The 19,548-nt window shown below is 74.4% G+C and carries 16 protein-coding genes; 8 read left to right on the plus strand and 8 right to left on the minus strand.

Translation table 11 applies throughout. The annotated features are described in order from the left end of the window. Positions 1 to 64: 64 nt before the first annotated feature. The 6 genes from DFJ68_RS08585 to DFJ68_RS08610 form a co-directional block, all read right to left on the minus strand. Positions 65 to 529, minus strand: a complete 465-nt coding sequence (locus DFJ68_RS08585) for a cytidine deaminase (protein WP_121032372.1) — start codon at positions 527 to 529, stop codon at positions 65 to 67. Next, positions 526 to 1,806, minus strand: coding sequence for an ABC transporter permease (locus tag DFJ68_RS08590; RefSeq protein ID WP_245963548.1), 1,281 nt, complete (start codon positions 1,804 to 1,806; stop codon positions 526 to 528). The genes DFJ68_RS08585 and DFJ68_RS08590 overlap by 4 nt, the downstream gene beginning before the upstream one ends. Further along, complete coding sequence (locus DFJ68_RS08595; RefSeq protein ID WP_121032376.1) at positions 1,803 to 2,921, minus strand: ABC transporter permease; 1,119 nt, start codon at positions 2,919 to 2,921, stop codon at positions 1,803 to 1,805. Before DFJ68_RS08595 ends, DFJ68_RS08590 begins: the two co-directional genes overlap by 4 nt. Next, positions 2,918 to 4,525 carry an ABC transporter ATP-binding protein gene (locus tag DFJ68_RS08600; protein WP_211333302.1) on the minus strand — a complete coding sequence of 536 codons (1,608 nt, stop codon included), beginning with the start codon at positions 4,523 to 4,525 and terminating at the stop codon, positions 2,918 to 2,920. The genes DFJ68_RS08595 and DFJ68_RS08600 overlap by 4 nt, the downstream gene beginning before the upstream one ends. 273 nt (positions 4,526 to 4,798) lie before the next feature. Continuing rightward, a complete protein-coding gene (locus DFJ68_RS08605; protein ID WP_121032380.1) occupies positions 4,799 to 5,866 on the minus strand; it encodes a BMP family lipoprotein in 1,068 nt (355 codons plus the stop codon). Positions 5,867 to 5,978: 112 nt separating this feature from the next. Further along, positions 5,979 to 7,169, minus strand: coding sequence for an amidohydrolase (locus tag DFJ68_RS08610; RefSeq protein WP_245963549.1), 1,191 nt, complete (start codon positions 7,167 to 7,169; stop codon positions 5,979 to 5,981). 138 nt (positions 7,170 to 7,307) lie between these two features. On the opposite strand from DFJ68_RS08610, the gene DFJ68_RS08615 reads away from it, so the two are divergent. The 5 genes from DFJ68_RS08615 (at position 7,308) to DFJ68_RS08635 (ending at position 13,899) form a co-directional block, all read left to right on the plus strand. Further along, positions 7,308 to 8,048 carry a (2Fe-2S)-binding protein gene (locus DFJ68_RS08615; RefSeq protein ID WP_147431533.1) on the plus strand — a complete coding sequence of 247 codons (741 nt, stop codon included), beginning with the start codon at positions 7,308 to 7,310 and terminating at the stop codon, positions 8,046 to 8,048. Between the two features lie 77 nt (positions 8,049 to 8,125). Beyond that, a complete protein-coding gene (locus DFJ68_RS08620; protein WP_121035231.1) occupies positions 8,126 to 9,976 on the plus strand; it encodes a methylmalonyl-CoA mutase family protein in 1,851 nt (616 codons plus the stop codon). Continuing rightward, entirely contained in the window at positions 9,973 to 12,195 is a 2,223-nt protein-coding gene (gene scpA, locus DFJ68_RS08625) for a methylmalonyl-CoA mutase (RefSeq protein WP_121032384.1), read from the plus strand. Before DFJ68_RS08620 ends, scpA begins: the two co-directional genes overlap by 4 nt. Further along, positions 12,192 to 13,199, plus strand: coding sequence for a methylmalonyl Co-A mutase-associated GTPase MeaB (gene meaB, locus DFJ68_RS08630; RefSeq protein ID WP_121032386.1), 1,008 nt, complete (start codon positions 12,192 to 12,194; stop codon positions 13,197 to 13,199). The genes scpA and meaB overlap by 4 nt, the downstream gene beginning before the upstream one ends. 61 nt (positions 13,200 to 13,260) lie before the next feature. Beyond that, the gene (locus DFJ68_RS08635; RefSeq protein WP_121032388.1) at positions 13,261 to 13,899 is read left to right on the plus strand and encodes a mycothiol transferase; all 639 of its coding nucleotides are present in this window, start codon (positions 13,261 to 13,263) and stop codon (positions 13,897 to 13,899) included. Between the two features lie 16 nt (positions 13,900 to 13,915). Here DFJ68_RS08635 and DFJ68_RS08640 read toward each other — a convergent pair whose 3' ends face one another. Beyond that, on the minus strand, positions 13,916 to 14,482 hold the full coding sequence (locus tag DFJ68_RS08640) for a GbsR/MarR family transcriptional regulator (protein ID WP_245963550.1): 567 nt from the start codon (positions 14,480 to 14,482) through the stop codon (positions 13,916 to 13,918). Between DFJ68_RS08640 and DFJ68_RS08645 the strand changes: the two genes are divergently transcribed. The 3 genes from DFJ68_RS08645 to DFJ68_RS08655 are packed head-to-tail and all read left to right on the plus strand — an operon-like array spanning position 14,481 to position 18,182. Next, the gene (locus DFJ68_RS08645) at positions 14,481 to 15,452 is read left to right on the plus strand and encodes an ABC transporter ATP-binding protein (RefSeq protein ID WP_121032392.1); all 972 of its coding nucleotides are present in this window, start codon (positions 14,481 to 14,483) and stop codon (positions 15,450 to 15,452) included. The two genes, DFJ68_RS08640 and DFJ68_RS08645, sit on opposite strands and share 2 nt — an antisense overlap. Further along, positions 15,449 to 17,050: an ABC transporter permease gene (locus DFJ68_RS08650; RefSeq protein WP_121032394.1), complete on the plus strand. Its 1,602-nt coding sequence runs from the start codon at positions 15,449 to 15,451 to the stop codon at positions 17,048 to 17,050. The genes DFJ68_RS08645 and DFJ68_RS08650 overlap by 4 nt, the downstream gene beginning before the upstream one ends. A 31-nt stretch (positions 17,051 to 17,081) precedes the next feature. Then, entirely contained in the window at positions 17,082 to 18,182 is a 1,101-nt protein-coding gene (locus DFJ68_RS08655) for a mannose-1-phosphate guanylyltransferase (RefSeq protein ID WP_121032396.1), read from the plus strand. A 52-nt stretch (positions 18,183 to 18,234) separates the two neighbouring features. Here DFJ68_RS08655 and DFJ68_RS08660 read toward each other — a convergent pair whose 3' ends face one another. Then, on the minus strand, positions 18,235 to 19,398 hold the full coding sequence (locus DFJ68_RS08660) for a nucleotide sugar dehydrogenase (protein ID WP_121032399.1): 1,164 nt from the start codon (positions 19,396 to 19,398) through the stop codon (positions 18,235 to 18,237). Positions 19,399 to 19,548: the final 150 nt, after the last annotated feature.

Genomic DNA, 19,548 nt, shown 5'->3' on the forward strand with positions numbered 1-19,548 from the left:
GCGAAGGCGAGGATGCCGGTCGGCCGGGTCCGTGGGCGACGTCGCCCCGTGCGGGGGGCGCGGGTCAGCGGGCGGCGTCGAGGTCGTGCGCTCCGAACGCCTGGGGCAGCACGGCGGTCATCGGCAGGACGCCCTCCGGCGTCATGACGAGACACTCCGGCCCGCCGTTCTCCCAGAGCAGCTGCCGGCACCGGCCGCAGGCCATGAGCGGCTGCCCGTCGCCACCGACGCAGTAGACCGCCACGAGGCGGCCGCCACCGGTGGCGTGCAGCTCGCTCACCATGCCGCACTCGGCGCACAGGGCCACGCCGTAGGCCGCGTTCTCGACGTTGCAGCCGGCCACGACGCGCCCGTCGTCGACGAGCCCGGCCACGCCGACGGGGAAACGCGAGTACGGCGCGTAGGCCCGTCGCATCAGCTCGACGGCCCGCTCGTGCAGGGCCTCCCAGTCGACGGCGACGGACGCCGCCCCGGGCGCGGTCGCCGCCCCCGGCCCACCGGCATCCGGCCCGGGTGGGTGGGAGGTCACGACGCCTCTCCCTTGCGGTAGACCGCCCCGTCGGCGGCCGGCATCCGGAGTCGTTGGGAGGCGAACGCGAGCACGAGGAGGGTGGCGACGTAGGGGGTCATGCCGGTGAACTCGTCAGGCACGCTCGAGCTGAGCAGGAACCACAGCAGGGCGAGCACGCCCATGACGACCATCGGCACGCCCTTCATGCGCTTGCCCGCGCGACGGCGCAGGTACTGCCACACCCCCCAGGCCACGAGCAGCAGCCCGATCGGCAGGAGGTAGGCGCGGATGACGTCGCCGCCGCTGCGCAGCTGGACGGCGTCGGCGTAGCCGAAGAGCGCCGCGCCCCCGGCCAGACCGCCGGGCCGCCAGTTGCCGAAGATCATGGCGGCGAGGCCGATGTAGCCGCGACCGCCCGTCTGGCCCTCGCGGTAGAGGTTCGAAGCGACGAGGACGAGGAACCCACCGGCGAGGCCGGCCATGCCCCCGGAGACGAGCACCGCCGTGAACTTGTAGCGGTAGACGTTGACGCCGAGGGTCTCGGCCGCCTGGGGTGACTCGCCGCAGGCGCGCAGGCGCAGCCCGAACGCCGTGCGCCACAGGACGAACCACGTCAGCACGAGCAGGGCGACCGCGACGACGACGAGCACGTTGACCCGGGTCGTCAGGGCGCCGACGATGCCGGCGAGGTCGGAGACGAGCCACCACTGCTTGGCGGCGAGGTCCTCGAGGGGCTGCTCGAGGCCGGGGATGCCGATGAACGGCAGCTGCTGCAGCGGCGGCGACTGGGTGGGCCCACCGCCGGGCAGGCCGGTGAAGGTGCGCACCGCGAGGTAGGCGCCCGCCCCTGCCCCCAGCAGGTTGATGGCGACGCCGGACACGATGTGGTCGACGCCGAAGACGACGGTGGCGAGGGCGTGGATGGCGCCGCCGACGACGCCGAGCAGCAGGGCGCCGAGGATGCCGGCCCACGGACCGTAGTGGTAGCCGACGAACGCGCCGCCCCACGTGCCGAGGATCATCATGCCCTCGAGGCCGATGTTGACGACGCCCGCGCGTTCGCTCCACAGACCGCCGAGGCCGGCGAGCCCGATGGGCACGGCGAGGCCGATGGCGGCGCGCAGCGCGCCGGTCGAGTCGATGTCGTTGGCGCCGGTGAGCACGCGCACGGTCGAGATGACGACGACGGCGCCGAAGACGACCGCCGCCCAGAACCACCACGGCCGGGTGCGGCGCGAGCGTGCCGCCTCGGGCTCGCGCACGACGTCGGCGGCCTGCAGGCCCGCGGCGCTCACGCGGCCGCCCCCTCGGTCGCGGGCTGGCGTCGGGCGAGCTCGGCGGCGACGCGGCGCTGCTCCATCGCGATGCCGGCCCGGCGCACGACCTCGTAGGCGATGACGACCGACAGCACGATGACTCCCTGGATGACGAGGACGAGGCGGTCGCTGACGCCGGCCGTGATCTGCAGGCCGTTGCCCTGCGCGTCGAGGTAGGCCCAGAGCAGGGCCGCGAAGGCGATGCCGACCGGGTGGTTGCGCCCGAGCAGGGCGATGGCGATGCCCGCGAAGCCCAGGCCGGCCTGGACGGTGTCGCCGTAGACGTAGTCCTGGCCGAAGAGCAGCGGCATGCCGACGAGGCCGGCGGCGGCGCCCGAGATGAGCATCGAGGTCAGCACCATGCGCTTGACCTTGACGCCGCTCGCGACGGCGGCCGACTCCGAGCGGCCCGTGGCGCGCAGGTCGAACCCGAACCGGGTCTTGTTGAGCACGAACCAGTAGGCGAACCCCACGACGACGGCGAGCACGATGAGCCCGTACACGCGGCTCGGGGTGGCGATGATGCCGTCGAGCGAGATGCCGGGGACGCGCGAGTCGTCGGGCAGCGGCTTCGTGTTCGTCGCGTTGCTCCCCTGCACCCGCTCGGCCGTCTTGCCGAGCAGGAAGGCGACGAGGAAGGTCGCGATGGCGTTGAGCATGATCGTCGAGATGACCTCGGACACGCCGCGGGTGATCTTCAGCAGGCCCGCGATGCCGGCCCAGACCGCACCGGACGCCATGGCCACGAGCAGGGCCACGATGACGTTCAGCCAGCCGGGCAGCCAGCCCTGGCCGGCGAAGAGGGCCGCGGCGAAGCTGGCGACGCGGTACTGGCCGTCGACGCCGATGTTGAACAGGTTCATCCGGAAGCCGATGGCGACCGCGATGGCCGACAGGTAGTAGACCGTCGCCGCGTTGACGATGGCGATGATCTGGCGCGGCAGCGGCACCTTGAACAGCTGGCTCCAGACGGCGCCCACCGGGTCGCCGGCCACGAGCAGGATGACCGTCGTGACGAGCACCGCCACGACGATCGCGAGCAGGGGCGCCGCGGCCGCCATGCCGAGGCGCCGGGGGTCGAGCCGGGCGCTCATCGCGACCCTCCGTCCGTGGGCGTGCCGGCTGCGCCGGTGTGGTCGGTGCCAGTCGGGCCGCCGGCGGCGGTCGCGCCGGTGGCGCCGGTCGCGCCCGTCATCGCGGCGCCGAGCTGCTCGCGGGTGACGACGTCGGGGTCGAAGTCGCCCGACAGCCGCCCGCGCAGGATGACGCGGATCGTGTCGGACAGACCGACGAGCTCCTCGAGGTCGGCCGAGATGAGCAGCACCCCGAGCCCCTCGCGGCGGGCCTGCTTGATGTGGTCCCAGATCGCCGACTGGGCGCCCACGTCGACGCCGCGCGTCGGGTGGGCGGCGACGAGCACCCGCGGGTTGCGGCGCATCTCGCGGCCGATGATGAGCTTCTGCTGGTTGCCGCCGGACAGCGAGCCCGACGTCACGTCGATCGACGGCGTGCGCACGTCGAACTGCTCGACGATCTCGCGGGTCTCCTGCTTCGCGGCGGCGGCGTCGATGAGGAGGCCGCCCGGCCCGGTCAGGTTCGCCCGGTCGGTCTGGTGGCCGAGGATGACGTTCTCCCACAGCGGGGCCTCGAGCAGCAGGGCGTGCCGGTGACGGTCCTCGGGGATGTAGCCGATGCCCGCCTCGCGGATCTCGCGCACCTGCCAGTCGGACGTGTCGACGTCACCGAGCAGGATGCGGCCCGAGCTGGGCTCGCGCATGCCCATGATGACCTCCACCAGCTCGGCCTGCCCGTTGCCCTCGACGCCGGCGATGCCGACGACCTCGCCGGCGTGGATGACGAGGTCGATGCCGTCGAGCAGGGCGCGCCCACCGGCCGGGTCGGCGAGCGAGGTGCCCTCGATGGTGAGCAGCGGCGTGTCCGTCACGGTCGACTCGTCGGTCGAGGGCGAGGGCAGCTCGGAGCCGACCATGAGCTCGGCGAGGTCGCGGGGGGTGACGCCCTTCGGGTCGACCTCCGCGACGGTCGAGCCGCGCCGGATGACGGTGATGGCGTCGGCGACCTTGAGCACCTCGTCGAGCTTGTGCGAGATGAAGACGACGGTCAGGCCCTCGGCCTTGAGCTCGCGCAGGTTGCCGAACAGCTCGTCGACCTCCTGCGGGACGAGCACCGCGGTGGGCTCGTCGAGGATGACGATCTTCGCGCCGCGGTAGAGCACCTTGAGGATCTCGATGCGCTGGCGGGCGCCGACCCCGAGGTCGGCCACGAGCGCGTCGGGCTCGACGCCGAGGCCGTACGACGTCGAGATCTCACGGATGCGTCGCCGGGCGGCGTCGCCGATGCCGTGCAGCTTCTCGGCGCCGAGGACGACGTTCTCGAGCACGGTGAGGTTGTCGGCCAGCTGGAAGTGCTGGAAGACCATGCCGATGCCCGCGGCGATCGCGTCGGACGGCGTGCGCAGCGTGCGCACCGTGCCGTCGACGGTGATCGTGCCCTCGTCGGGCTGTTGGACGCCGTAGAGGATCTTCATGAGCGTCGACTTGCCGGCACCGTTCTCGCCGACGATGGCGTGGACGGTGCCGCGGTCGACCGTGAGCTCGATGTCCTTGTTGGCGACGACACCCGGGAAGCGCTTCGTGATGCCGTGCAGCTCGACTGCGGGGGTGCCGTGATGGGTCACTCGATGGGTCACGGCGGCGCCGCCGCCCGCCCCGACGGCATCCGCGGGGACGTCGGTCGGGCCGGGGTGGCTCGCCTTCGGGTCGTTGACGATGACGCACGCTCCTACTCGGGGTGACGAAGGTCTCGGGACCGACAGGCAGAACCTACACAGTGGAGCCCACGCGCAGGCTCACCCTGGGTCCGCCCAGGGGCCCGCACGGGAACGGCCCGGACGACGCGGAGGCGTCGACCGGGCCGTACGCACCCGTGGGGGCGTGGTGGTCGGCAGCGATCAGGAGCTGGGGACGGTGATCGACCCGTCGATGATCTGCTGCTTGTACTCGTCGAGCTTGCTCTTGATGTCGTCGACCTGGCCACCGGTCGTCGAGTAGTCGACACCGCCCGCCTTGAGGTCGAAGACCTTGTTGCCGGCCTTGAACGAGCCGTCCTGGACCGCCTTGATGAAGTCGAAGACGCCGACGTCGACCTTCTTGACCATCGAGGTCATGATGACGTCGCGCACGTCGGCGGGAGCGGTCTTGGCCTGGTCGGAGTCGACACCGATCGCGAGCTTGCCCGCGGCCTTGGCGGCGGTGAAGACGCCTCCACCCGAGCCACCGGCGGCGTGGTAGACGATGTCGGCGCCGGACTGGTACATGCCCTCGGCGGCGGCCTTGCCCTTGTCGACGGACGCGAAGCCCGAGAAGTCCGGCGGCTGCGTCAGGTACTTGACGTCGATCTTGATGTCGGGCTTGACGGCCTTGGCGCCGGCCTCGTAGCCGACCTCGAACTTCTTGATGAGGTCGGTCTGCACGCCACCGACGAAGCCGATGCGGTTGGTCTTCGTCTTGAGCGCGGCGGCCGCACCGACGAGGAAGCTGCCCTGCTCCTCGGCGAAGGTGATCTGCTCGACGTTGCTGCCGGCCGAGTCGGGTGACGCGTCGTCGATGATGGCGAACTTGACGTCGGGGTTGGCCTTGGCGGCTTCGCCGACCGACTTGGCGTAGGCGAAGCCGACGGCGATGACGTTGGTGTAGCCGGCGTCGATGAGCTGCTGCAGGCGCTCCTTGCGGGCGGACTCGGCCTCGCCGTTGACGGCGGCGGCCTCCTTGCCCTCCACCCCGAGCTCGCTCTTGGCCTTGTCCAGGCCCGCGGCGGCGGCGTCGTTGAACGACTGGTCGCCGCGGCCACCCACGTCGTAGGCCATGCCGACCTTGAGGCCGGCTCCCCCACCGCCCGCCGTGCTGCCCGCGGTGCTGCCGCTGCCGGATCCGGGGGCCGTGTCAGTGCTGCTGCCGCAGGCCGCGAGGCCCAGTGCAGCCGCCGCGACGACGGCCGCGACCTTGGTTGCGTGACGCAAGGTGGTGCTCCTTCAAGTCTTCGGACCGACGACGACATCGGCCCACATGGCACGGAACTGTAACCGTGGCGACCGCAGGATCTACCAGCGTTCGGGGATCCTGCCGGAAGTGTTACCGATCCGCGACCGCGGCGACGACGCATCCGGCGAGGGTCTTCGCACCCACCGCGATGGCGCCCTCGTCGACGAGCAGGTCACCCCGGTGCAGGTCGAACGTGGCGCCCCCGGGCACCCGGGTCCCGAGGCGTGCCATGGCCCCGTTGACCTTGGTGAGGTACCAGGCGAAGTCCTCGCCCCCGAGTGACTGCGGGGTCGGCGCGACCGTCGCCCCGGCGCGGGTGACGGCCTGCGTCAGCACGTCGATGCACGCCGCCTCGTTGACCACCGGCGGCACGCCCTTGGTGATGTGGACGTCGGCGGTGACGAGGTACGGGGCGACGACGGCGTGGACGATCTCCTCGACGAGCCGCTCGGAGCCCTCCCACGCGGTGGCGTCGAGCATGCGCAGGGTGCCGAGGGCCTTGCCCGTCGCCGGGATGACGTTGTGCGCGCCGCCGGCGTGCACCGCGCCCCACACGAGCGCGGCCGCCGCGCGCGGGTCGAGGCGGCGCGAGAGTGCGGCGGGGACGTCGGTGACGACCTTGGCGAGCGCGTAGGTGAGGTCCTGGGTGAGGTGCGGCCGCGAGGTGTGCCCGCCCCGCCCCGTCAGGGTGACCTCGACCTGGTCGGCCGCCGCCGTGATCGGCCCGACCCGCAGGCCGACCTGGCCCACGTCGAGGGAGGGGTCGCAGTGGAGGGCGTAGATGCTGTCGACGCCGGCGAGCCCGTCCTGCGCGACGACCTCCTCGGCGCCGCCGGGCATGAGCTCCTCGGCGGGCTGGAAGACGAGGCGGGCGGCGACGCCGGCGTCGACGAGCACGGGCTCGACGGCCTTGAGGGCGAGCGCGGCGCCGAGCAGCGAGGTGGTGTGCACGTCGTGCCCGCACGAGTGGCTGACACCGTCGGTGGTCGAGGCGAAGGGCAGCCCGGTCTGCTCGCGGATCGGCAGGGCGTCGAGGTCGCCGCGCAGGGCCACGCGTCGGACCGGCTCGGTCGCGCCCAGCTCGGCGACGAGACCCGTCCCGCGCAGCCGCCGGACGGCGATCCCCGCCCGCTCGAGGCGGGCGGCGACGGTGGCGGTCGTGCGCACCTCGCCGTGGCCGAGCTCGGGGTGGGCGTGCAGGTCACGGCGCAGCGCGACGAGCTCGTCGGCGTGGGCGTCGACCACGCGCACGATCTCGGCGGAGGCCTCGGACTGCGTCACGAGCACCGGATCCTACCGACGGTGGCCGGGACCGCCGACCACGACGGCGCCGACGGCGTGGGTCATGCTGTCCGTCCGAGCGTCGTCGAGGCACGGGGACGGCGCCGGACGGGCGACCGAGGACCGGGAGGACGCGGAGTGGGCGGGACGGTGGACGGCACGCGGCCGGATGCCGGGACGCCCCCTGCCGTGCCCACGGTGGCCGAGGTCGTGCGCCGGGTCGACGGCGCCACGCCCTTCGTCTCGGTCGTCACCTCCTCCCCCGGCCCGACCGTTCGCCTCGACGAAGTCGCGGCGCACGTGGCGGCGGGGTCGGACCCCTTCGCGCCGTGGCGTGGCGAGCTGAACCGTCGGCAGGAGGCGAGCGCGGGACGGCCCGTGCCACCGCACGTGCCGGCCGCCTTCGTGCTGCAGTGGTGGTGCGAGGTCGTCGCCACGCCGCTCGCCGGCGCCGTCGCCACCGGGCCGTGGGTGCTGTCGCCCGCCCCCGTCGCGGCCGGGCGTGAGACCGCGTCGGTCGGGCTGGGCTTCGAGCTGGCCCCGGCCCTGCACCCCGCGCGGGTGGTCGTCGACGCCGACCGGTGGGAGGTACGGCCCGAGCCCGACCGCGCCCACCGGGAGGCCGTGGCCCGCGAGCTGTACGTCGAGATCGCCTCGCCGGTCGTGGCCGCCTTCGCGCCGGAGGTGCGCATGGGGTCGCGGCAGCGGTGGGGCGTGCTGCACGACACCTGGGGCACGGCCGTGCGCCGGGCCGTCGGTGCAGCGGGAGGACAGGTCGGGCCTGAGCCGTGGCGGCGGTCCTGCTGCTTCGTCTACCTCCTCCCCGGGGCGCACGAGTGCGCCGCCTGCCCGCGTCGTCAGCCGCCGCGCGGCCGCTGACGACACCCCGCGGGGCCCTCGGCAGGGCCGTCCGGGGGGCCGTCGGCGGCGCCGCCGCCTGCACCTATCCTGCGGGCATGACCTCAGCCACCGGAGGCGGTCCGCTGCCCCTCGCCGACCCCGACGACCGGCACGACCGGCGGGACTGGGAGGCGGCCGCCGCGGCGGTGCTGCGCAAGGCCCGCCGGCTGGGGCCTGACGACCCCGACGCCGCGGTGTGGGACGCTCTTACGACGACCACCGCGGACGGCATCCGGGTGAGCCCGCTCGGCACGGCGGACGACGTGGCCGACCTGCCCCCGACCGGCGTCCCCGGCGAGTTCCCCTTCACCCGAGGGCGGTTCGCGGCTAGGCCCGACGGGTGGGACGTCCGTTCGCACGTCGGCGGGCTCGACGCGGTGGCGGCGAACCGTGAGGCGCTGCTCGACCTCGAGAACGGCGTGACGTCGCTCTGGATTCACGTCGGCGGCCCACTCGCAGCCGACGACCTCCCCCGGGCCCTCGACGGGGTGCTGCTCGACCTCGCCCCCGTCGTGCTCGAGGCGCCCGACGACCCGGTCGGCGCGGCACGGGCGCTCGTCGAGCTGCTCGACGCCCGCGGCACGACGCCCGCACCGGGGACCGGGCTGGGCGGCGACCCGGTGTCGGCAACCCTGCGCCGCGGCGAGCCCGACCTCGGCGGCGGGAGCGCGCTCGATCCGGAGGCCGCCGCCGGTGACGTGACCGCGCTCGCCGAGATCGCACATGGCAGAGGGCTGCTCGCCCTCACCGTCGACGCGACCGTCGTGCACGACGCCGGCGGCACCGACGCGCAGGAGCTGGGGTACGCCCTCGCGCTGGGCACCCACTACCTGCGGGTGCTCGTCGACGGCGGGCTCGACGTCGACGACGCGCTGGCCCTGCTCGAGTTCCGCCTCGCCGCCACGGACGAGCAGCTGACCACCATCGCAAAGCTGCGGGCCGCCCGGCGCACGTGGGCCCGGGTCGCCCAGCTGTCGGGAGCGAGTCCGCAGGCGTCGGCCCAGCGGCAGCACGCCGTCACGAGCCGGGCCATGACCTCGACCCGGGACCCCTGGGTGAACATGCTGCGCGGCACCGTCGCCGCCTTCTCCGCGGGTGTCGCCGGCGTCGACGCCTTGACGGTGCTGCCGTTCGACGCCCCGGCCGGCCGTCCCGAGGCCCTGGGCCGTCGGACCGCCCGCAACACCTCGGCCCTACTGCTCGCGGAGTCGCACGTCGGTGTCGTCGCCGACCCGGCCGGCGGGTCGTACGCGGTCGAGGCCCTGACCGACGCGACGGCCCGAGCCGCCTGGGCCGAGCTCGACCGCACCGACGCGGCGGGTGGCGTGCTCGCCGCGCTCGCCGACGGCTCCCTCGCGGAGCGGGTGCGCGACGCCGCCGCCCGCCGCGACGTCGAGGTCGCCCACCGACGCCGTCCGCTCACCGGCCTCAGCGAGTTCCCCGACGCCGACGAGGCGCCGCTGCAGCGCGAACCGGACCCCAGCGCACCCCCGGTGCGCCGGTGGGGCGCGGCGTTCGAGCGCCTGCGCGAGACGCCCGCGACGAGCCCGGTGCTGCTGGCGACCATGGGCCCGGTGGCGGCGCACACGGCGCGGGCGACGTTCGCGCAGAACCTCTTCGCCGCCGGCGGCGTACCGGTACGGGTGGTCGGCGCGACGGCCGGCGTCGACGACCTCGTCGCGGCGTGGTCCGGCGAGCGCGTCGTGTGCCTCTGCGGCAGCGACGCCGCCTACGCCGACTGGGGCGCCGCGGCGGCGGCGGCGCTGCGCGAGGCCGGCGCGACCCGCGTCGTGCTGGCCGGGCGCCCCGGCCCGCGCACGCTCGACCCGTCACTCGTCGACGACGCGGCGGCCGTGGGTGACGACGCCGTCGCCTTCCTCACCCGCACCCGAGAGGCCCTGTCGTGACCGTCCCCCGCAGCTTCGCCGGCCTCCCGCTCGACGGTGGGACCCCCACCCCCACCCCCGGCCTGGCCCCGACCGCCGACGCCGGAACCACTGCGGCGCAGGGTGATCCGACGACCTCGCCCGCCTGGACGGCCCCCGAGGGCATCGACGTCCTGCCCGCCTACGGGCCCGAGCACCTCGAGGGTCTCGACGCCCTCGACACGTGGCCCGGCCTGTCGCCCTTCCTGCGCGGGCCCTACCCGACGATGTACACGACCCAGCCCTGGACGGTGCGCCAGTACGCAGGCTTCTCGACGGCGCAGGAGAGCAACGCCTTCTACCGCCGCAACCTCGCCGCCGGTCAGAAGGGCCTCTCCGTGGCCTTCGACCTCGCGACCCACCGCGGCTACGACTCCGACCACCCGCGGGTGCGCGGGGACGTCGGCATGGCCGGGGTCGCCGTCGACTCGATCCTCGACGCGAGAACGCTCTTCGACGGCATCCCCCTCGGCGAGATGTCGGTGTCGATGACGATGAACGGCGCCGTGCTGCCGGTGCTCGCGCTCTACGTCGCGGCCGCGGAGGAGCAGGGGGTCGCCCCCGAGCAGCTGACCGGGACCATCCAGAACGACATCCTCAAGGAGTTCATGGTCCGCAACACCTACATCTACCCGCCGGCGCCGAGCATGCGGATCATCGGCGACATCTTCGCCTACACGGCCCGCCGGATGCCGCGCTTCAACTCGATCAGCATCTCCGGCTACCACATCCAGGAGGCCGGGGCGACGAACGACCTCGAGCTCGCCTACACCCTCGCCGACGGGGTCGAGTACATCCGGTCGGGTCTCGACGCCGGCCTCACCATCGACGAGTTCGCGCCGCGCCTGTCGTTCTTCTGGGGCATCGGCATGAACGTCTTCATGGAGATCGCGAAGCTGCGGGCGGCTCGCGCGCTCTGGTCACGGCTCGTGCGCGGCTTCGGGCCGACGAACCCGAAGAGCCTGTCACTGCGCACGCACTCGCAGACAAGCGGCTGGTCGCTCACCGCCCAGGACGTCTTCAACAACGTCCAGCGCACGTGCCTCGAGGCGATGGCCGCGACCCAGGGCCACACGCAGTCGCTGCACACCAACGCGCTCGACGAGGCCATCGCCCTGCCGACCGACTTCTCGGCCCGCATCGCGCGCAACACCCAGCTGCTGCTGCAGCAGGAGTCGGGGACCACGGCGGTCATCGACCCGTGGGCCGGCTCGTACTACGTCGAGCGCCTGACCCACGAGCTGGCCGAGCGGGCCTGGGCCCACATCGAGGAGGTCGAGGCCGCCGGCGGCATGGCCCGGGCCATCGAGCAGGGCATCCCGAAGATGCGCATCGAGGAGGCCGCCGCCCGCACCCAGGCGCGCATCGACTCCGGCACCCAGAAGGTCGTCGGCGTCAACACCCTGCGCCTCGACGCGCGGCAGGACGACCACCCGCTCGACGTGCTGCGCATCGAGGGCGACGAGGTCTACCGGCAGCAGGTCGCCCGGCTCGAACGGCTGCGGGCCGACCGCGACGACGACGCGGTGCGCCGCGCGCTCGACGCCCTCACCGCCGCGGCGGCGTCCGAGCCCACCCGCGGGTCGCTCGACGGCAACCTGCTCGCCCTGTCCATCGACGCTGCCCGGGCGCAGGCCACGGTGGGCGAGATGTCGCTCGCGCTGGAGAAGGTGTGGGGCCGTCACCGGGCGGTCGTCCGTACGATCAGCGGCGTGTACCGCGACGAGTCGAGGCAGGCCGGTGACGCCCGCGTCGCCGAGGTGCTCGAGGCGACGGCCCGCTTCGAGCGGCTCGAGGGCCGCCGGCCCCGCATCCTCGTCGCCAAGATGGGCCAGGACGGCCACGACCGGGGGCAGAAGGTCATCGTCACGGCCTTCGCCGACCTCGGCTTCGACGTCGACGTGGGCCCGCTGTTCTCGACGCCGGAGGAGGTGGCCCGTCAGGCCGTCGACGCCGACGTCCACGTCGTCGGCGTCAGTTCGCTCGCCGCCGGCCACCTCACGCTCGTCCCCGCCCTGCGCGAGGCGCTCGTCGAGCTCGGGCGCCCCGACGTCATGGTCGTCGTCGGTGGCGTCATCCCGCCCGCCGACGTGCCGACGCTGCGCGAGATGGGGGCCGAGGCGGTCTTCCTGCCCGGCACGGTCATCGCCGACTCCGCCCTCGAGCTGCTCGAGAAGCTCTCGGCGCGGCTGCACGGGTGAGCCCCGTCGACGTCGCCGCCCTCGCCGCCGGGGTGCTCGCGGGCCGCCGGGCCGAGCTGGCCCGGGCCATCACCCTCGTCGAGTCGACCCGGGCCGACCACCGCGCCCTCTCCCGAGAGCTGCTCGACCGGCTCGCGACCGGCGCCGGGCCGGACGGCGGCGCCCGGCCGCCGTCGGTGCGGGTCGGCGTCTCGGGCGTACCGGGCGTCGGCAAGTCGACGTTCGTCGAGACCCTCGGCGGGCACCTCACCGCCGACGGCCACCGGGTCGGCGTCCTCGCCGTCGACCCGTCGTCCGTGCGCACGGGCGGGTCGGTGCTCGGCGACAAGACCCGGATGCCGTCCCTGGCGGCCCACCCGGACGCCTACATCCGCCCCTCCCCCTCGGCCGGCACCCTCGGCGGCGTGGCCCGCGCGACGGCCCAGGCGATGACGGTGCTCGAGGCGGCCGGCTACGACGTCGTGCTCGTCGAGACGGTCGGCGTCGGCCAGTCCGAGGTGACGGTGGCCGGCATGGTCGACACCTTCCTCTACCTCACCCTCGCCCGCACGGGCGACCAGCTGCAGGGGATCAAGAAGGGCATCGTCGAGATCGCCGACGTCGTCGCCGTGAACAAGGCCGACGAGGAGCGTGAGGGTGACGCCCGGGTCGCCGCCCGCCAGCTCGCGGGCGCCCTGCGCCTCGTCCGCGCGCCCGGCGACTGGGCCCCGCCCGTCGTCACGTGCTCGGCGCTGATCGACACGGGGGTCACCGACGTGTGGCGCGGCGTGCTGGCCCACCGCGACCACCTGGGGACGGAGGGGCTCGCCCGGCGCCGGGCCGCCCAGCAGCTCGACCTCACGTGGGCCTTCGTCCGCGACGAGCTCGACCGCCGCCTCACCTCGTCGCAGGCGGTCGCCGCCGTCCGCGAGCAGGTACGCGACGACGTCCTCGCGGGGCGCCTCGGCGCGGCGGCCGCGGCCGACCTGCTGCTCCGGGCGTGGGACGCGGATCCCCGCTCCTGACACCCCCGTCACGCCGCACGGGCCTTCCGCGTGTCGGCGCCCGGCCCTAGGGTGCCGGGGCATGGACGACGTCACCGGTGCCGAGCAGACACGAGCGACGAGCCCGGATGCCGGTGGGCCGGCACCGCGGCGGGTCGCCCCACCGTGGGAGCCGCCGATGGCGGGCGACGAGGTCGCCCACCTGCTCGGCAGCCTCGAACGGATGCGGGCGACCTTCCGCTGGAAGGCGGACGGCCTGGACGCGGACGGCCTGCGGACCCGCGTCGGCGCGTCGGCGCTGACCCTCGGGTCGCTGCTCAAGCACCTCGCCCTCGTCGAGGACCTCTACTCGACCGTGAACCTCGACGGGTCGTCGCCGGGCCTGCCCTGGACCGAGGTCGACTGGGAGGCCGCCCCCGACTGGCCCTTCAGCTCGGCCGCCGACGACCCTCCCGCCGAGCTGTACGCGCTGCACGACGCCGCCGTCGACCGGGCCCGCGGGCGGTACGCCCGCGCCCTGTCCGCGGGCGGGCTCGACCAGGCGGTCGCCGTCTCCGACGACGCGGGCGAGCACCCGAGCCTGCGCCGCATGCTGCACGACGTCCTCGAGGAGTACGCGCGGCACGTCGGCCACGCCGACCTGCTCCGTGAGGCCGTCGACGGCCGGGTCGGCGAGGACCCGCCCGACGACTGGCGACCCGGTGGGGCGCAGGAGGCCTGAACGGGGTCGCACGTCGTCACCCGTCGGCGGGCCACCCGGCCGTGACCACGGCCTTGCGCCGCTCCCACTCCTGCCCCATCTCCGCGAGCGACGCGCCGAGGAACTCGAGGAACTCGAGCGAGAGCAGAAGGCGTCGGCCGGCGGGCGTGGCCTCACCCCCGGCCGCGGCCACCCCGGCGCGCATCCCCGCCTCGAGGCGGCCCAGCAGCCGGTCACGGCTGAGCAGGGCGTCGTGCCAGGCGTCGGTCTGTACGACGTACACGTCACGACGCGACCCGCGCTCCCGCTCGCGCCCGATCATCGAGACGTGCGCGAGGTAGCCCACGGCGCCCGACACGGCGGCCGGGCTCACCTCGAGCGCCTCGGCCAGCTCGGCCGCCGTCATTCGCCCGTCGTCGTCGGCGAGCAGCCGGGCGAAGACCCGGGAGGCCAGCCGGGGCATGCCGGCGTCGGTGAGCGTGGCCCCGAGGTGCTCGACGTAGCGGCCCACGGCGGCGTCGTCGCGCGTCGACGGCATCCGGCCTCCTCCTGTGACGTACAGATCATTCACGATCTCGTGAATGATCTGTAGCGTAGGTGACATGGACCTCATCGTCGACGTGGCGGGGCTGCGCAAGTCCTTCGGTCGCACGGTCGCCCTCGACGGGCTCGACCTGCGGGTCGCACGCGGGCAGGTGCACGGCTTCCTCGGCCCCAACGGCGCCGGCAAGTCGACGACCCTGCGCATCCTGCTCGGGCTCGTGCGCGCCGGCGGCGGCTCGGCGCGACTGCTGGGCGGCGACGCCTGGGACGACGCCCGCCGGCTGCACGGGCGGCTGGCCTACGTCCCCGGTGACGTCACGCTCTGGCCGAGCCTCACCGGCGGTGAGGTCATCGACCTGCTCGGCTCGGTGCATGGCGGCCTCGACCCCCGTCGGCGTGCCGAGCTCGTGGAGCGGTTCGAGCTCGACCCGACGCGTCGGGCGCGCACCTACTCCAAGGGCAACCGCCAGAAGGTGGCCCTCGTCGCCGCGCTCGCGGCGGACGTCGAGCTGCTCGTCCTCGACGAGCCGACATCGGGGCTCGACCCCCTCATGGAGCTCGCGTTCGAGCAGACGGTGCGCGAGGCCGCCCGGGACGGCGCCACCGTGCTGCTCTCGAGCCACGTCCTCGCTGAGGTCGAGGCCCTGTGTGACCACGTGAGCATCGTGCGCGCCGGCCGCACCGTCGAGTCGGGCTCGCTCGACGAGCTGCGTCACCTCGCCCGCACGTCGGTGACGGCGACGCTCGAGCGCCCGCCGGACGGGCCCGCCGTCACCGCCCTCTCGACGCTGCCCGGCGTGCACGACCTGGTCGTCGACGGCGACCGGCTGCAGTGCGCCGTCGAGCCGGAGGGACTGGGCGCGCTGCTCGGACGGGTGGCCGCCCACGGCATCCGTTCGCTGACGAGCACGCCACCGACGCTGGAGCAGCTCTTCGTCGAGCACTACCGCCCGGAGGGAACCACCGCCGGGGCCCCCGCCCCGCTCCCGCACGGTGCGGGCACGGCCCCGACGACAGGGGCGTCGCGATGACCGAGGCGGCCGGTGTCGGCACCCTCGTCCGGCTCGGCGCCCGGGTCGACCGCGTGCTGGTGCCGGTCTGCGCGCTCGGTCTCGCCGTGCTCGTCGCCGGCTCCGCGCGGGCGACCCTCGCCCTCTACCCGGGCCCGGACGGCGCGAACCGGGCGCTCGCCGCCCTCGGCCCGACCCTCGACAACCCGGCCCTGCTCTCGTTCTACGGGCCACTCTCGGGCACCGGGCTCGGGGCGCTCGCGACGTTCAAGACGGTGCTGCTCGGTGCCGTGCTGCTCGCCGTGCTCGCCCAGGTCGTCGTCCGTCGGCACACGAGGGCGGAGGAGGAGGCAGGCCGCCTCGAGCTCGTGGCGGCCGGCCGTGTGGGCCGGACCGCCCCGCTCGTGGCGGCCCTCGTGCTCGGCACGGCGACCGTGCTGATGACCGCCGCCCTCGGCGCCGCCGGCGCGGCGGTCACCGGCCTGGAACCGGCCGGGTCGCTCGCGCTCGGGGCGGCGTGGGCGACCGCCGGCCTCGTGTGGGTGGGCCTCACCGCCGTCGCCGCCCAGCTGTGCACGACGGCGCGGGCCACCACCGCGCTCTCGCTCGGGGCGCTCGCCGTGGCCTTCGCCGCCCGCGCCGTCGGCGACGCGGTGCCCGGCGCCTCGTGGCTGACCTGGCTCTCGCCGCTCGGCTGGAGCGAGCACGTCGCCCCCTTCGGGGCCGACCGCTGGGGGCCACTCGCCCTCGGCGTCGTGTCCTGGGCGGTGCTGGGAATCATGGCCCTGCGGCTGCAGCAGGGTCGCGACCTCGGTGCCGGGCTCGTCACCCCTGCACCCGGACCGGCGACCGGAGCCCTGCGCAGCCCGCTGCAGCTGACGCTGCGCCTGGCCCGCGGGCCGGTGGCGCTCTGGGGGGTCGCCTTCGTGCTGCTCGGTCTCCTCGTGGCCGGGCTCGCCTCGAGCGTCGGGGCTTTCGTCGACTCGCCCGAGACCGCCCGCCTGCTCGCCGAGCTCGGCGGGTCGCAGGGCAGCCTCGTCGACACCTTCTACGCCACCGAGCTCGGGGTGGCCGCAGCCGCTGCGGCGGCGCTCGGGGTGTCGCTCGTGCTGCGGGCCCCGGCCGAGGAGGCCTCGGGACGCGCCGAGCTGCTGCTCGCGGGCACCGGCGCCCGTTCCCGCTGGCTGGCCGGGCAGGTCGCCGTCGCCCTCGCGGCCCCGCTGCTCGTGCTCACCCTGCTCGGGGTGGCGGCCGGCGTCGTCGACGCGCTGCGCACCGGTGACGGCACGGCCGCGGTGGCGCGGCTCGTCGCCGCCGCGGTCGCGACCGTGCCGGCGGCGTGGGTCTGCGTCGGCGCCGCCGTGCTGGTCGTGGGTGCCGCCCCACGGGCCGCGGGCGCCGCGTGGGCGGTGCTCGTCGCCGCCGTCGTCGTCGGCACCTTCGGGGCGGCCCTCGGCCTGCAGGATGCCGTCGTCGCCCTCTCGCCGTTCGGGCACCTCCCGCACCTGCCGGGCGGGACGGCCGGCGTCGTCGGCACCCTCGCCCTCGTCGTCGTGACCACGGGCCTCGTCGCCATCGGCCTGCTGGCCGGTCGCCGGCGCGACCTGCGGACCGGCTGAGCCGCCCCCGGCCGCCCCATAAGGTGTGGCCATGGACGACGCGACGGGGCACATCGACGGACTCTGGGCGGTCATCCCCGCCGGCGGCGCCGGGACCCGTCTGTGGCCCATGTCGCGCCGCACCTCCCCGAAGTTCCTGCACGACCTCACCGGGTCGGGGCAGTCGCTGCTGCGCGAGACGTGGGACCGCCTCTCCCCCCTCGTCGGCGACCGCATGCTCGTCGTCACGGGCGCGGCGCACGAGGACGCGGTGCGCGCCCAGCTGCCCATGCTCGGGCGCGACGCCGTCGTCGGCGAGCCCTCGCCGCGCGACTCGATGCCGGCCATCGGCCTCGCGGCCGCCATCCTCGAGCGCCGTGACCCCGAGGCGCTGCTCGGCTCCTTCGCGGCCGACCACGTCGTCACCGACCGCGCCGCCTTCCGCCGGGCGGTGGAGCAGGCGGTGGTGCTCGCGCGCGGGGGCGAGCTCGTCACGATCGGCATCGAGCCGACCCACCCGTCGACGGGCTTCGGCTACATCCGTCTCGGCGACCCGCTCGGAGTCGACGGCGCCGAGCACGGCCGCCGGGTGCGCGAGTTCGTCGAGAAGCCGGATGCCGACACCGCCCGGACGTACGTCGACAGCGGCGAGTACCGCTGGAACGCGGGCATGTTCGTCGTCGGCGCCACGACGCTGCTCGAGCTGCTCGCCGAGGGGCACCCGGAGATGGTGCTCGCGCTGCGCACCGTCGCCGCCGAGCCCCACCGGATGCGCGAGCTGTGGCCCAGCATCACGAAGATCGCCATCGACCACGCGGTCGCCGAGCCGGCCGCGGCCGCCGGCCGGGTCGCCGTGGTGCCGGCCTCGATCGGCTGGGACGACGTCGGCGACTTCGCCGCCCTCGGCGGCCTCGTGCCCGACCACCCCGAGCACCCGGGCCTGCGCCTCATCGGCGACCCGGCGGACGTGCTGGCCCTCGACGCCACCGGTCTCGTCGCGACGAGCGGACGGACCGTCGCCCTCATCGGGGTGCACGACCTCGTCGTCGTCGACACCCAGGACGCCGTGCTCATCACGACGCCCGAGCGGGCGCAGGACGTCAAGAAGGTCGTCGAGCAGCTGACGAAGGCCGGGCGCACCGACCTCACGTGACCCGCCCGCGGGCCACCCGGCATCCTGGCGGCCCTGACGAACGGTCGGGGGCTCAGTCGCGGCGGTAGATGTCGCGCGTGTAGACCTTGTCGGCCACGTCGGCCAGCTCGTCGACGACGCGGTTGGCGACGATGACGTCGGACACCGACGTGAACTCGGCGAGGTCACGCACGACGCGCGAGTGGTAGAACTCGGCGTCGTCGAGGGTCGGCTCGTACACGACGACCTCGATGCCCTTGGCCTTGATGCGCTTCATGACGCCCTGGATGCTCGAGGCGCGGAAGTTGTCGCTCCCCGTCTTCATCGTCAGGCGGTAGAACCCGACCACCTTCGGGGCGCGCGCGAGGATCTCGGTGGCGACGAAGTCCTTGCGGGTCGTGTTGCTGTCGACGATGGCGCGGATGAGGTTCTGCGGCACCTGGTCGTAGTTGGCGAGCAGCTGCCGGGTGTCCTTGGGCAGGCAGTAGCCGCCGTAGCCGAACGACGGGTTGTTGTAGTGGCTGCCGATGCGCGGGTCGAGCCCGACGCCCTCGATGATCGAGCGGGTGTCGAGGCCGTGGATGGCGGCGTAGGTGTCGAGCTCGTTGAAGTACGCGACGCGCATGGCGAGGTAGGTGTTGGCGAAGAGCTTGACGGCCTCGGCCTCGGTCGAGCTCATCTCGAGCACCGGCGCGTCGTCGTCGGCGCCCTGGAGCAGCAGCTCGGCGAAGAGCTTCGCGTCGGGCCCGGCGTCGCCGACGATGATGCGGCTCGGGTGCAGGTTGTCGTGCAGCGCCCGACCTTCGCGGAGGAACTCCGGCGAGAAGACGATGCGCGCGCCCGGGTGGCGGGCCGCGAGACCGGCGGTGAAGCCGACAGGAACGGTCGACTTGACGACGACACACGCGTCGGGCGCGCGGCGCAGCGCCTCGGCCGTGACCGCCTCGACCGAGGAGGTGTCGAAGTAGTTCGTCTCGGGGTCGTAGTTCGTCGGGGTGGCCACGACGACGAAGTCGGTGCCTTCGTAGGCCTCCGCGGGGTCGAGCGTCGCGCGGAGGTCGAGCTCGACCTCGGCGAGGTACTGCTCGAGCTCGGCGTCGACGATGGGTGAGCGGCGCGCGTTGACCTGCTCGACCCGCTCGGGCACGACGTCGAGGGCGACGACCTCGTTGTGGCGCGCCAGCACGGCGGCGTTGCTGAGGCCCACGTACCCGAGCCCGACGACGGTGATCTTCATGGCGCCAAGGGTAGGCGGCGCAGGCGTCCTGCGTGACCAACTCGGACGAATCCGGCGTGCCCGAGGTCGAGGCGCCGGTCACACCTCGACCTCACCCCGACCTCACCCCGACGAGGCGGTGCAGCGGGCGCGCGGCGCACCCGGTCGTCA

The sequence above is a fragment of the Terracoccus luteus genome (assembly GCF_003635045.1).
GTDB lineage: Bacteria > Actinomycetota > Actinomycetes > Actinomycetales > Dermatophilaceae > Terracoccus > Terracoccus luteus.

Bases quoted from the DNA above. Each gene is read 5' to 3' on its own strand.
- DFJ68_RS08660 (WP_121032399.1), bottom strand. From the start codon at position 19,398: ATGAAGATCACCGTCGTCGGGCTCGGGTACGTGGGCCTCAGCAACGCC.
- DFJ68_RS08595 (WP_121032376.1), bottom strand. From the start codon at position 2,921: ATGAGCGCCCGGCTCGACCCCCGGCGCCTCGGCATGGCGGCCGCGGCG.
- DFJ68_RS08620 (WP_121035231.1), top strand. From the start codon at position 8,126: ATGACCTCAGCCACCGGAGGCGGTCCGCTGCCCCTCGCCGACCCCGAC.
- DFJ68_RS08640 (WP_245963550.1), bottom strand. From the start codon at position 14,482: ATGTCACCTACGCTACAGATCATTCACGAGATCGTGAATGATCTGTAC.
- DFJ68_RS08655 (WP_121032396.1), top strand. From the start codon at position 17,082: ATGGACGACGCGACGGGGCACATCGACGGACTCTGGGCGGTCATCCCC.
- DFJ68_RS08650 (WP_121032394.1), top strand. From the start codon at position 15,449: ATGACCGAGGCGGCCGGTGTCGGCACCCTCGTCCGGCTCGGCGCCCGG.
- DFJ68_RS08645 (WP_121032392.1), top strand. From the start codon at position 14,481: ATGGACCTCATCGTCGACGTGGCGGGGCTGCGCAAGTCCTTCGGTCGC.
- DFJ68_RS08635 (WP_121032388.1), top strand. From the start codon at position 13,261: ATGGACGACGTCACCGGTGCCGAGCAGACACGAGCGACGAGCCCGGAT.